The organism is Pseudomonas pseudonitroreducens, assembly GCF_021603645.1.
GTDB classification, from domain to species: domain Bacteria; phylum Pseudomonadota; class Gammaproteobacteria; order Pseudomonadales; family Pseudomonadaceae; genus Pseudomonas; species Pseudomonas pseudonitroreducens.
On the sequence record NZ_BQHJ01000012.1, the window covers coordinates 193,105 to 206,188 of the forward strand.

The 13,084-nt window shown below is 66.8% G+C and carries 12 protein-coding genes; all 12 read left to right on the forward strand.

What is annotated here, in order from left to right:
- Positions 1 to 529 precede the first annotated feature (529 nt).
- The 12 genes from L6D89_RS26270 to siaD all read left to right on the forward strand — a co-directional run bounded on the left by L6D89_RS26270 (position 530) and on the right by siaD (position 13,061).
- Positions 530 to 1,282, forward strand: a complete 753-nt coding sequence (locus tag L6D89_RS26270; RefSeq protein WP_236201668.1) for a methyl-accepting chemotaxis protein — start codon at positions 530 to 532, stop codon at positions 1,280 to 1,282.
- Positions 1,283 to 1,456: 174 nt separating this feature from the next.
- Positions 1,457 to 1,822 carry a response regulator gene (locus L6D89_RS26275; RefSeq protein WP_054910295.1) on the forward strand — a complete coding sequence of 122 codons (366 nt, stop codon included), beginning with the start codon at positions 1,457 to 1,459 and terminating at the stop codon, positions 1,820 to 1,822.
- Positions 1,823 to 1,833: 11 nt separating this feature from the next.
- On the forward strand, positions 1,834 to 3,738 hold the full coding sequence (locus tag L6D89_RS26280; RefSeq protein ID WP_236201645.1) for a chemotaxis protein CheA: 1,905 nt from the start codon (positions 1,834 to 1,836) through the stop codon (positions 3,736 to 3,738).
- On the forward strand, positions 3,725 to 4,210 hold the full coding sequence (locus tag L6D89_RS26285; RefSeq protein WP_236172226.1) for a chemotaxis protein CheW: 486 nt from the start codon (positions 3,725 to 3,727) through the stop codon (positions 4,208 to 4,210). The genes L6D89_RS26280 and L6D89_RS26285 overlap by 14 nt, the downstream gene beginning before the upstream one ends.
- 21 nt (positions 4,211 to 4,231) lie before the next feature.
- Positions 4,232 to 6,256 (forward strand): methyl-accepting chemotaxis protein, encoded by a 2,025-nt coding sequence (locus L6D89_RS26290; RefSeq protein ID WP_236172227.1) that lies wholly within the window; start codon positions 4,232 to 4,234, stop codon positions 6,254 to 6,256.
- Positions 6,257 to 6,623: 367 nt separating this feature from the next.
- Entirely contained in the window at positions 6,624 to 7,466 is an 843-nt protein-coding gene (locus tag L6D89_RS26295) for a CheR family methyltransferase (RefSeq protein ID WP_236201646.1), read from the forward strand.
- The gene (gene cheD / locus L6D89_RS26300; protein ID WP_236172229.1) at positions 7,466 to 8,059 is read left to right on the forward strand and encodes a chemoreceptor glutamine deamidase CheD; all 594 of its coding nucleotides are present in this window, start codon (positions 7,466 to 7,468) and stop codon (positions 8,057 to 8,059) included. The genes L6D89_RS26295 and cheD overlap by 1 nt, the downstream gene beginning before the upstream one ends.
- A gap of 15 nt (positions 8,060 to 8,074) precedes the next feature.
- Complete coding sequence (locus L6D89_RS26305) at positions 8,075 to 9,130, forward strand: protein-glutamate methylesterase/protein-glutamine glutaminase (RefSeq protein ID WP_236172230.1); 1,056 nt, start codon at positions 8,075 to 8,077, stop codon at positions 9,128 to 9,130.
- A gap of 190 nt (positions 9,131 to 9,320) precedes the next feature.
- A complete protein-coding gene (gene siaA / locus L6D89_RS26310; RefSeq protein ID WP_236172231.1) occupies positions 9,321 to 11,309 on the forward strand; it encodes a biofilm regulation protein phosphatase SiaA in 1,989 nt (662 codons plus the stop codon).
- A gap of 10 nt (positions 11,310 to 11,319) precedes the next feature.
- Entirely contained in the window at positions 11,320 to 11,862 is a 543-nt protein-coding gene (siaB, locus tag L6D89_RS26315) for a biofilm regulation protein kinase SiaB (protein WP_236172232.1), read from the forward strand.
- Between the two features lie 24 nt (positions 11,863 to 11,886).
- Positions 11,887 to 12,267, forward strand: a complete 381-nt coding sequence (siaC, locus tag L6D89_RS26320) for a biofilm regulation phosphoprotein SiaC (RefSeq protein WP_236201647.1) — start codon at positions 11,887 to 11,889, stop codon at positions 12,265 to 12,267.
- Positions 12,268 to 12,272: 5 nt separating this feature from the next.
- Positions 12,273 to 13,061: a biofilm regulation diguanylate cyclase SiaD gene (gene siaD, locus L6D89_RS26325; protein WP_236172233.1), complete on the forward strand. Its 789-nt coding sequence runs from the start codon at positions 12,273 to 12,275 to the stop codon at positions 13,059 to 13,061.
- Positions 13,062 to 13,084 lie beyond the last annotated feature (23 nt).

A 13,084-nucleotide genomic window follows, 5' to 3' on the forward strand; every position in this document is an offset into this window, starting at 1 on the left:
TCTAGTTTTAAATCGCCGGGCCGAATTCCTGCTCAAGACGTTGTCAGCAGCCGTTTGGCCCGGTTACCGGCGCCCGGCAATGGAGTGCACTTCAATGCGCGATTCACAGTTGAACCCCCAGGCGGTTCAAGAAGCCGGCCAGGATTGGCCGCGGCGCCTCATCATCCAGACCCTGCCGTGGGCCGTCGTGGCCGTGCTCTGCGCGGTTGGCGTGCCGTTCTGGTGGATGCTGCCGATCGGCTGGGTGTCCAGCCTGGTGCTGAGCAGCCTGCTGTGCGGCGCCAACAGGACCAGCGTCGACGCCCAGGCGATCACCCTGCAGGCCGACGAGCTGCCGCACTGGCGCCCGCTGCAGGAATCCGTGGAAGGCCACCTGGCCCAGCTCAACAGCCATACCCACCAGATCGACAACCTCCTGCACCATGCCATCCGCCAGCTGACCGACAGCTTCCACGCCCTCGCCGAGCGCATCGACACCCAGCGCGGCCTGTCCCACTCGCTGATCGAGCGCTACGACGGGCGCGGCCACATGGACGGCGACATCGACTTCCAGCGCTTCATCCACGCCACCCAGGAAACCCTCGGGCTGTTCGTCGAGGCCACCCTGGAAACCAGCCGCACCTCGCAGCAACTGGTCGAGCGCATGGACCGCGTGACGCACAAGATCGCCGAAATCCTGCAGTCCACCCAGGACATGGACGCCATCGCCAAGCAGACCAACCTGCTGGCCCTCAACGCCGCCATCGAGGCCGCCCGCGCCGGCGAAAGCGGCCGCGGATTCGCCGTGGTGGCCGACGAAGTGCGCGCGCTGTCGACCCGCTCCACGCACTTCTCCCAGGCCATCCGCGAGCACGTCGACGTGGTCTACCACGAGATCAAGGATGCCGAAGGCGCCATCAGCCAGTTGGCCGACAAGGACATGACCTTCGCCCTGGATTCGCGCCAGAAGATCCAGAACATGCTCGATGACCTCGACAGCATGAACCAGCACACCGTGAAGGTAGTGCAGGAGCTGGACCGCATCTCCCTGGAAGTGGGCGACGGCGTCAACGCCGCGGTCACCGCCCTGCAGTTCCAGGACATGAGCAGCCAGTTGCTCGGCCAGATCGGCAAGCACAGTGCGCGCCTCGGCGCACTGGCCGTTGGCCTCGGCGCACTGGATGGCCGCGAACCCCGCGAGTGGGGCGAGCGCCTGCGCGGCGAAGTCGCCGAACTCGGCCGCCCGCTGAGCAACCCGGTCGCCCAGACGACCCTGAGCGCAGGCGAAGTGGAACTCTTCTGAGTGCATTCCCACCCGACGGGAATGCAGGAGGCACCGACATGCTGCAGTCAGTCATCGAATACCTGGCCAACCTCGCCCTGATCGGCTGAGGACCACCATTCCGCGCGCCCGGGATGGCGCGAGCGCGCGCCGTCCGGCGAGAAAAAACGCATTGCACCACGGAGAACCAGCGCAATGGGAAAACAGATTCTGATCGTCGATGACTCGGCCTCGATCCGGCAGATGCTGAGCTTCACGCTCAAGTCCGCCGGCTACGAGGTGGACGAGGCCGTGGACGGCAAGGACGGCCTGGGCAAGGCCCAGCGCAAGACCTACAACCTGGTCTTCACCGACCAGAACATGCCGAACATGGATGGCCTGTCGCTGATCCGCAGCCTGCGCGACATGGCCGGCTACCGCAGCACGCCGATCCTGATGCTCACCACCGAATCCAGCGACGCCATGAAGCAGCAGGGCAAGAGCGCCGGCGCCACCGGCTGGCTGGTCAAGCCGTTCGACCCGCCAAAGCTGCTGGAAGTGACCCGCAAGGTCCTGCCCTAGGGGAACCCTGAATGGCTACCGGTATGGAGCAATTCCTCCAGGTGTTCTTCGAGGAAACCGACGAACACCTGGCGACCCTCGAACTCCTGCTGATCGGGCTCGACCTCGATCAGCCGGACGCCGAGACGCTCAATGGCATCTTCCGCGCCGCCCACTCGATCAAGGGCTCCAGCGGCATGTTCGGTTTCGACGACCTGACCGCCGTGACCCACGAGCTGGAAACCCTGCTCGACCGCATCCGCTGCGGGCAGACGGCCCTGCATGTGGACATGATCGGTGCGTTCCTCGAAGCCCGCGACGTACTGCAGCGCCTGCTCGATGCGCACCGCAGCCAGCAGCCCGATCCAGACGTGCCCGTCGCCACCACCGTGGAACGCCTGCGCGCCTGGCTGGCAGAGCCGCTCGCGGCTACCGCCGCTGACGGCTTCGGCCTGTTCGACGATGCTCCCGCAGCGCCTGAAAGCAGCGCCAGCGACGACGCCTTCGGTTTCTTCGACGATGCCCCGGGCACACCCGACGCCAGCGAAACCAGCGCCAGCAGCGCGGATGATTTCGGCTTTTTCGACGATGCTCCCGGCGCCCCGGATGCCAAGCCCGTCGAGCCCTACGGGATCTTCGACAAGGCGCCCGGCGCGCCCACGGCCATCGCGGCCATCGCGACGCCAGGGGAGCAGCCCAAGGCAGCACCTGCCGCAGCCGCCAAGCCGGCTGCGCGCACCGACAGCGAATCCAGCTCGATCCGCGTCAGCGTCGAGAAGATCGACAGCCTGATCAACCTGGTGGGCGAACTGGTGATCACCCAGGCCATGCTCAGCCAGCTCAGCGAAGACCTCGACCCAACGCACTTCGAGCGCCTGCAACAGGCCCTGGCGCAACTGGAACACAACACCCGCGACCTGCAGGAATCGGTGATGTCGATCCGCATGCTGCCGATCAGCTTCATCTTCAGCCGCTTCCCGCGCCTGGTGCACGACACCTCCGCGCGCCTGGGCAAGCAGGTCGAGCTGATCCTGCAGGGCGAGCACACCGAACTGGACAAGAGCGTCATCGAGAAGCTCAGCGACCCGCTCACCCACATCGTGCGCAACAGCATCGACCACGGCATCGAACTGCCTGCCGAACGTCTTGCCGCCGGCAAGCCGGCGCAGGGCTCGGTGAAGCTTGCCGCCAGCCACCAGGGTGGCAGCGTGGTGGTGGAAATCTCCGATGACGGCCGCGGCCTGTCGCGCGAGCGCATCCTCGCCAAGGCCCGGGAAAAGGGCCTGCCGGTGCACGACGGGATGACCGATGCGGAAGTCTGGCAACTGATCTTCATGCCCGGTTTCTCCACCGCCGAAGCGGTCACCGAACTCTCCGGCCGCGGCGTCGGCATGGACGTGGTGCGGCGCAACATCCAGGCCATGGGCGGACGCATCGACATCGATTCGGCACCCGGCATGGGCACCCGCATGAGCATCCGCCTGCCGCTGACCCTGGCCATCCTCGACGGCCTGATCGTCGCGGTGGAGCAGGTCAACTACGTGGTGCCGCTGACCTACATCGTCGAGTCGCTGCAGGCCCGCGCCGACGATGTGCGCGGGCTGGCCGGCGAGGAGTCGACGGTGATCCGCGTGCGCGGCGAATACCTGCCGCTGTTTTCCCTCAACCAGCTGCTGCGCATCGGCGCCGAGCCGATGCCGCCGGAGCAGGGAATCGTGGTGATCCTCGAATCCGAGGGCCGCAGCTTCGCCCTGCAGGTGGACGAACTGGTCGGCCAGCAGCAGGTGGTGATCAAGAGCCTGGAACAGAATTTCCGCCGGATCGACGGGATCGCCGGCGCCACCATCATGGGCGACGGCAGCGTCGCCCTGATCCTCGATGTCGATGCCCTGCCACGCCTGGCGGCACAAGGAGAATCCACCCATGAGCGCAGCTGAAGCCAGCGCGGCAAGCAGCCCGGTGCAGGAGTACCTGACCTTCACCCTGGGCCGCGAGGAATACGCCATCGACATCCTGCGCGTGCAGGAAATCCGTGGCTACGACCAGGTCACGGCGATCGCCAACGCCCCCGCCTTCATCAAGGGCGTGATCAACCTGCGCGGCGCCATCGTGCCCATCGTCGACCTGCGCATCAAGTTCAGCCTGGCCGACATCAGCTACGACCAGTTCACCGTGGTGATCATCCTCAACGTCGGCCGGCGCATCGTCGGCGCGGTGGTGGATTCGGTCTCCGACGTGATCGCCCTGGCCGGCGACGAGATCAAGCCGCGCCCCGAATTCGCCGCCAGCTTCGACACCGAGTACCTGCTGGGCCTGGCCACCGCCGGTGAGCGGATGCTCATCCTGGTGGACATCGAAAAACTCATGACCAGCCGCGAGATGGCGCTGGTCGACGAAACCGCCGCCTGATCGCGACCGAGGACAATGAACATGGGTCTGTTCAACGCACACGCCGTGGCGCAGCAACGCGCCGACCGCATCACCGCCATCCTCCACAGCCTGGTCGACGGCAACCTCGACGTCGCCATCGGCGAAGCCCCGGCCGCCGGTTACGAGCGCCTCTACGACGGACTGCGCGGCCTCCAGCGCAGCCTGCGCGAGCAGCGCGGCGAGCAGGCCCAGGTGGAAGCCCTGGAAGCCGGCCTGGTGGAAATGACCCGCCAGCACGAGCTGGGCTGGATCGACGAAGTGATCCCGGTGGACAAGTTCGCCGGCCGCCCGGCGCGCATCGCCAAGGGCATCAACGATCTGGTCGCCGCACACATCGCGGTGAAGATGCGCGTGGTCGCCACCGTCACCGCCTACGGCAAGGGCGACTACTCGGTGGAGATGGATCGCCTGCCGGGCAAGAAGGCCATCATCACCGAGGCCATCGACGGCGTGCGCGCCAGCCTCAAGGCCAACGCCGATGCCGCCGAGTACAACGCGCGGATCAAGAGCGCGCTGGACAACGTTTCGGCCAACGTGATGATCGCCAACAACGATCTCGAGATCATCTACATGAACCGCACGGTGACCGAGATGCTCGGCAACGCCGAGGCGGACATCCGCAAGCAGCTGCCGAACTTCAACGCCAGCCGCCTGATGGGCGCCAACATCGACATGTTCCACAAGAACCCGGCGCACCAGCGCGGCATGCTCGCACACCTCACCGCGCGGCATAAGGCCGAGCTGAACCTGGGCGGCCGGCGCTTCGCCCTGGACGTGGTGCCGGTGTTCAACGATGCCGGCGAACGCCTGGGCTCGGCCGTGCAGTGGACCGACCGCACCGAGGAGTTCCGCGCCGAGCAGGAAGTCTCGCAACTGGTCGACGCCGCCGTCGCCGGCGACTTCACCAAGCGCATCGAGGCCTCGAACAAAGAGGGCTTCTTCCTGAAGATCGCCACCGGCCTGAACAACCTGGTGGACACCGCCGACAAGGGCCTGCGCGACGTCACCCGGGTGCTCGGCGCACTGGCCCAGGGCGACCTGACCCAGCGCATCGATGCCGACTACCAGGGCACCTTCGGCGAGCTCAAGGACTACGCCAACGAGACCGCACAGAGCCTGTCGCGCATGCTCGGGCAGATCCGCGAGGCGGCCGACACCATCCACACCGCGGCCAGCGAGATCGCCAGCGGCAACGCCGAGCTGTCCACGCGTACCGAGCAGCAGGCCTCCAGCCTGGAAGAAACCGCGTCGAGCATGGAAGAGCTGACCAGCACCGTGAAGCTCAACGCCGAGAACGCGCGCCAGGCCAACTCGCTGGCGGTGAACGCCTCGGAAGTCGCCACCGAGGGCGGCAGCGTGGTGCAGAAGGTGGTGGGCACCATGTCGGCGATCAACGACTCGGCACGCAAGATCGCCGACATCATCGGGGTGATCGACGGCATCGCCTTCCAGACCAACATCCTCGCGCTCAACGCCGCGGTCGAGGCCGCCCGCGCCGGCGAGCAGGGGCGCGGCTTCGCGGTGGTGGCCGGAGAGGTACGCACCCTGGCGCAACGCTCGGCCGCCGCCGCCAAGGAGATCAAGACGCTGATCAACGATTCGGTGGACAAGGTCGAGAGCGGCAACACCCTGGTCGCCCAGGCCGGCCAGACCATGAGCGACATCGTGGTGGCGATCAAGCGCGTCACCGACATCATGGCCGAGATCGCCGCCGCCAGCGCCGAGCAGAGCAGCGGCATCGAGGAAGTCAACGGCGCCGTGTCGCAGATGGACGAGATGACCCAGCAGAACGCCGCGCTGGTGGAAGAAGCCGCCGCCTCGGCCGAGGCCCTGCAGGAGCAGGCCGGCATGCTCAACCAGCAGGTGGCGGTGTTCAAGCTCGAATCGATTCCGGCCACCGTGGTGCCGCTGGCGTCAGCCCGCCCGGCCCGCGCCGAGCCGGCCGCGCACACCTCGCGCGCCGCCCGCGGCGTGGCCAAGGCGGTGCGCGCCAAGGGCAAGGAAGACGACTGGGAAGAGTTCTGATCGGGCGGGGCTGAAGGATGGCGGCGGCCGGAGCAATGGGAGGGTCGGCCGCCGCGGGCGGGCCAGGGATGGTCAGGCGATGACCGCTGATGGAAGAGCCAAGAGCCCCTCACCCTAACCCTGGCTGCGCGCCCCGCTCCGAAGGGAGAGGGGACTGATCGGCGCAGGAGTACATCAAGGCATCAGCCGGCACGTACGGCCCCCTCTCCCTCTGGGAGAGGGCTGGGGTGAGGGTAGTCCCCGCGCAGAACTTTCCCGATACCACGAAGTAGGGCGCATAACGCCACAGGCGTTATGCGCCATCGCGGCGGATAGCCCGTTCCAGGTTATGCGCCCTAAGCAATCCGCTCACCTGCGAGACCAACCAATGCCCATCCACCTGCCCGCCCCCGAGCACGAATTCCACTACACCCGTCGGGACTTCCAGCAGGTGCGTGAGCGCTTGTACCAGCACGCCGGCATCAGTCTCTCGGAGAACAAGCAGCAGCTGGTCTACAGCCGGTTGTCACGGCGCCTGCGCAGCCTGCGCCTGGGCAGCTTCGCCGAGTACTTCGCCTACCTGGAAAGCCACGAGGAAGAGTGGCAGCAGTTCGTCAACGCACTGACCACCAACCTCACCGCCTTCTTCCGCGAGAAGCATCATTTCGAGCACCTGGGCCGCTTCGCCGCCGAGCAACTGCGCGACCACCAGCCGCTGCGCTTCTGGTCCACCGCCTCGAGCACCGGCGAGGAGCCCTACTCCATGGCCATGACCCTGGTGGACGCACTGGGCAGCTTCAGCCCGCCGCTGGAACTGATCGCCTCGGACATCGACACCGGCGTGCTCGGCCAGGCGCGCCAGGGCATCTACCCGCTGGAGCGCCTCGAGGCGCTGAGTCCGGCACAGAAGAAGCGCTTCTTCCTCCGCGGTACCGGCAGCAACACCGGCAAGGCACGGGTGGTGCGCGAGCTGCGGCAGATGATCGACTACCGGCAGATCAACCTGCTCGACCGCGACTGGGGCATTGCCGGCGGCCTCGATGCGATCTTCTGCCGCAATGTGATGATCTATTTCGACAAGCCGACCCAGACCCGCCTGCTCGAACGCATGGTGCGCCTGCTGCGGCCCGGCGGGCTGTTCTTCGCCGGGCACTCGGAAAACTTCGTCCACGCCAGCCACCTGGTGCGCTCGGTGGGGCGCACGACCTACCAGGCGGTGGGGAGCCATTGATGGGCGCAGCCCTGGACCAACCCAATCGCTACTACGACCCGCGCTTCGGCATGGAAGCGGTGAAGCTGCTGCCCGGCGAGTGCTACGTCACCGCCGAGCCGGTGATGCTGGTCACCGTGCTCGGCTCCTGCGTCTCGGTGTGCCTGCGCGACCGCAGCAGCGGGCTGGGCGGCATGAACCACTTCATGCTGCCCGGCGACACCGGCGTGCAGGGCCTGCTGTCCAACTCCGGACGCTACGGCGTGCACGCCATGGACCTGCTGATCAACGGCCTGATGCGCCGCGGCGCCCAGCGCCGGTACTTCGAGGCCAAGGTGTTCGGCGGCGGCTCGGTGCTGAAGAACCTCAGCGCCGATGTCGGCCAGCGCAATGTCGAGTTCGTCCTGCACTACCTGGAGAACGAGGGCATCCCGCTGCTCGCCCAGGACCTGCTCGACGTGCACCCGCGCAAGGTCTACTTCTTTCCCGGCAGCGGCCGGGTGCTGGTGCGCAAGCTGCGCACCCTGGCCAACGACACGGTACTGCAGCGCGAGCGGCAGTACTGCCAGCAACTGTCCCGCCGGGAGCGCGGCGGGAGCATCGACCTGTTCTGAACGGAGGGACGCCCGATGGCCGTCAAGGTCCTGATCGTCGACGACTCGGCGCTGATTCGCAGCCTGCTCAAGGACATCATCCAGAACGATCCGGAGCTGCAACTGGTGGGCGCCGCGCCCGACGCCTTCGTCGCCCGCGACCTGATCAAGCAGCACTCGCCGGACGTCATAACCCTCGATGTGGAAATGCCGCGCATGGACGGCCTGACCTTCCTCGACAAGCTGATGAAGGGCCGGCCGACCCCGGTGCTGATGATTTCCTCGCTGACCGAGAAGGGTTCCGAAGCCACCCTGCGCGCCCTGGAACTGGGCGCCATCGACTTCATCGCCAAGCCGCGCCTGGGCATCGCCGAGGGCATGCAGGCGTACGCCGAGGAAATCTGCGCCAAGCTCAAGACTGCCGCCCGCGCGCGCCTGCCAAGGGCGCGCGGCACGGCAGCCGCCAGCGCACCGGCAACGAGCAGCGCGCCACTGCTGAGCACCGAAAAGATCTTCGCCATCGGCGCCTCCACCGGCGGCACCGAGGCGATCAAGGAAGTGCTGCTGGGCCTGCCGCCGGACTGCCCCGGCACCGTCGTCACACTGCACATGCCGCCCGGCTTTACCAAGTCCTACGCCGAACGGCTGGACCGCCAGACGCGCCTGTCCGTGCGCGAAGCGCGCGACGGCGACCGCATCCTCCCTGGCCACGTGCTGCTCGCCCCCGGCGACTACCACATGGAAGTGCAGCGCAGCGGCGCCAACTACGTGGTGCGCCTGCATCGCGAAGCCGCGGTGAACGGCCACCGGCCGGCGGTCGACGTGATGTTCAACTCCCTTGCCCGCTGTGCCGGGCGCAACCTTATCGCCGCGCTGCTCACCGGCATGGGCAAGGATGGGGCCCGGGGCTTGCAGGCGATCCGCCAGGCCGGCGGCCATACCGTCGCCCAGGACGAAGCCACCTGCGTGGTCTACGGCATGCCGCGCGAGGCCGTGGAGCTGGGCGCGGCGAAGGAAGTCCTGCCGCTGGAGCGCATAGCAGGCTCGCTCCTACAGCAGGCGCGGCAGAGCGGGAGTGGGAACCGCGTCTAGTTCTGCGGGAATCGCCCCGCCCTGCCGAGCGACTTTTCACACAGGGTCTAGACTCAGGCCAATTGACCGGCGCCAATTATATGGCGATCCGATATCAATTTGGTTTGATTGTGCCCGTATACAAAATGCACAATTGAGCTTTCGCCAAAAGACCGGCACACGGCGGGCGACACGGGGAATCAAGATAGCCATGGCGGCAAGATGGGGGTTGCGCGGCAAATCGGTGGTGGCACTGCTCATCGCCTGTCTCCTGGCGCTGGTACCGGCAGTCATGCTGGGCTGGAAGGCCATGGAAGACATCCGCACGCATTTCGGCCTCGCCTTCGCGAGAAACTTCACGCTGCTCAACCAGCAGAAGATCATCGCACCGGTGATCCGCGAGCTGGCGCTGTCACGGCGCCTGGCCGAATCCGTGGTGACGCAGGACTGGCTGCTGGCTGAAAACGACCCGGCGCGCCGCTCGCTGTTCTTCCGCGAGGCCGAAGGCTTCCGCGCCGATCAGCACAACTACTCCTACTTCGTCGTGGTGGACTCCTCGCGCCACTACTACTTCAACGACTCCAGCTCGCCGCTCTCCAATTCCCCGCGCTACACCCTGAGCGACACCGACCCGCAGGACCGCTGGTACTTCGATACCCTGGCCCGCGACGAGACCTACAACATCAACGTCAACTACGACGCCAAGCTGAAGGTCACCAAGGTCTGGTTCAACATGGTGGTGCGCGCCGGCAACGAGAAGGTCGGCCTGGCCGGTGGCGGCCTGGATCTCACCGAGTTCCTCGACCAGTTCATCTCGCGCCGCGAGGCCGGGGTGACGCCGATGATCGTCGACCCGGATGGCGCCATCCAGGCGCACCCGGACACCAAGCTGATCGCCTACTCCTCCGGCTCCAGCGGCCAGGCCAAGCACCACGTGTTCGACCTGCTGGCCAATGACCAGGAGCGCACCGCCCTGCGCCAGACCCTGCGCCAGGCCGAGGCCAACCCCGGCGAAGTGGAAACCATGTGGGGCACCATCGACGGCAAGGAACAGCTCCTGGCCACCGCCTACATCCCGCAGTTGCGCTGGCACGTGCTCAGCGCCATCGACCTGCACGCCGCGCAAGTGCTCGACAGCCGCTGGATCTGGCCGCTGGTGGGCACCCTCGCCGGGCTGCTGGCGATCCTCCTGATCGGCTTCGCCTACACCGTCGACCTGCTGGTACTGCGCCCGCTGCGCGGCCTCAAGCAATCGGCCAAGGCGATCGCCGCCGGGCAGTACGACAGCCCGCTGCCACGCACCCGCGCGGACGAGATCGGCGAGCTGTCCAGCGCCTTCGCCAGCATGGCCGACCAGGTTCGCCGGCATACCGAGGAGCTGGAAGACAAGGTCCAGCAGCGCACCCAGGCCCTGGAAAACGCCAACCGCGAGATGGCTGCCGCGCAGAAGAAGATCGGCGACTCCATCGACTACGCCAGCCTGATCCAGCGCGCCATCCTCCCCGACCGCCAGCTGCAGGCGTCACTGGGCGAGCACCACTTCGTCCTGTGGAAACCCCGCGACGTGGTCGGCGGCGACTTCTACATCTACCGCGAAGGCCCGCTGGACAGCCTGATCGGCGTGGTCGACTGCGCCGGCCACGGCGTGCCCGGCGCGCTGATGACCATGCTCGCCCTGGCCGCCATCGACCACGCCATCGACAGCGTGAAGAGCCACGACCCGGCGGCCATCCTGCGCGAGACCGATCACGTCATGCGCGGCATGCTCGGCCAGGAAGAGTTCACCCACTCGCTGGCCACCAACATGGACGCCGGCCTGGTGCGCGTCGACCACCAGCGCAAGCTGCTGCACTTCTCCGGGGCGAAGATTTCCCTGTTCGCCAGCGACGGCAACGCCGTGCGCGAGTACAAGGGCGCGCGCCGCGCCATCGGCGACAAGCGCCAGGGCGACTATCAGGACGTGGAAATCCCGATGGAAACCGGCTGGACCTATTACCTGTGCACCGACGGCTTCCTCGACCAGGCCGGCGGCGAGCACGGCTTCGGCTTCGGCAACAGCCGCTTCGCCGACCTGCTGCGCAACCACGCGCGCCGACCATTGGCCGAGCAGGCCGACGTGTTCGCCGCTACCCTCGCCCAATACCAGGGCGAGCAGCCGCAGCGTGACGACATCACCATTCTCTCTTTCCGCTTCGACTAGGGGTTATTCCATGGAATCGCTAGATCTGTTGGCCATGCGCGAGAGCTACACCCGGCAACGCATATTGCTCTGCTTCAACGGGCCCATCTCGCGCAGCCTGATCGAAGAAATCGGCCATGCGCTGCGCAACTACATGCAGGCCGAACAGGCGCACCCCAGCGAAGCGATGGACGTGTTCGCCGTCTACATCGAGATGACCCAGAACATCCGCCACTACGCCTCCCTGCGCGGCTACAACGACCAGGAAGCCTCGGCTACCGTGGCGATTGCCCGCGACGACGAAGGCCACTACGTGGTCTCCGCCGGCAACCTGGTGGAGCTGGCCGACGGCCAGGGCCTGGTGCGCAGCATCGAAGCCATCGCCGGGCTCGACAAGGCCCAGCTCAAGGCGGCCTACAAGGAGCAGCTGCGCCGCCCGCGCGACGCCGAAGCCTCCAGCGGAGCGGGCCTGGGCCTGCTGGACATCGCCCGCAAGTCCAGCGCGCCACTCAAGACCTCCCTCACCGAACAACCCGACGGCCGCGCCTTCTTCAGCCTGCGCGCCGTGATCTGATTTGCGAATTCAGGAAGACCCGACATGAGCGATCTCCACGTCAACGGCACCCAATCCACCCCACAGATCCACGGCGACTGGCAGGCCGGCATCCTCGCGATGCAGGGCGACTCCTACCCGGAGAACTCCTATGAGCTGTTCGGCCAGGTCATCGAGTGGGTCGAGCGCTTCCTCACCCAAGAAAAGCGCCCGCTGGAACTCGACCTGCGCCTGCTGTACCTGAACACCAGCTCGATCAAGGCCATGATGGACATCTTCGACCTGCTCGAAGAAGCCCACGGCCAGGGCCGCACCACCCGCGTGGCGTGGCACTACGACCGACGCAACGAACGCGTCGCCGAGCTGGCCGAGGAATTCCGCGAGGACTGTACCTTCCCGTTCGTCATCCAAGCCTACGACGAGTAAGTGCCATGACTAGCGAGCGCGAGCTGGACCTGCTGATCGAAGACCTGCTGGCCGACCCACAGTACGAAGGGCACCCCCTGCGCGAGGCCCTGTACCAGAAGCACCAGCAGTCCCTCGACCAGCTCGCGCGCCTGGAGCGCATCGCGCGGATTTCCGACGGTTTCCAGTCCATGGCACGGGCGCAGAACAGCACCCTCTCCGAGCGCTACCACAAGCAGCTGCGCCAGCTGGAAAAGGTCGCGCGCATCTCCGACCGCTACCAGGACATGATGCGCGACCTCAACGTCGCGCTGAAGGAAGCCTCGACCCACGACACCCTCACCGGCATCGCCAACCGCCGCCTGCTGATGGAACGCCTGCGCGAAGAAAGCGAACGCGCCCAGCGCCACGGCGAGTCCTACGTGCTGGCCATGCTCGACGTCGACCGTTTCAAGCAGGTCAACGACACCTGGGGCCATGAGGTCGGCGACCGCGTGCTGGTGGAAATCGGCCGCGCCATGGAATCCGCCCTGCGCCAGTACGACCTCTGCGGCCGCTGGGGCGGCGAGGAATTCCTGCTGATCCTGCCGGACACTCGCCTGAGCGACGCCGCCGCGATCATCGAGCGCGTACGCAACGACATCCGCTGCCTGGCCGTGCGCGTGGGCACCAACGCCCTGTCCGTCACTGCCAGCTTCGGCGTCGCCGAGCACCATCCGGGCGAAAGCTATTCCCAGACCCTCAGCCGCGCCGACGCCGCCCTGCTGGACGCCAAGCGCAGCGGGCGCGACAAGTGCGAGTTCGCCAGCGCGTAACGGCGCCTGCATGAAAAAAGCCC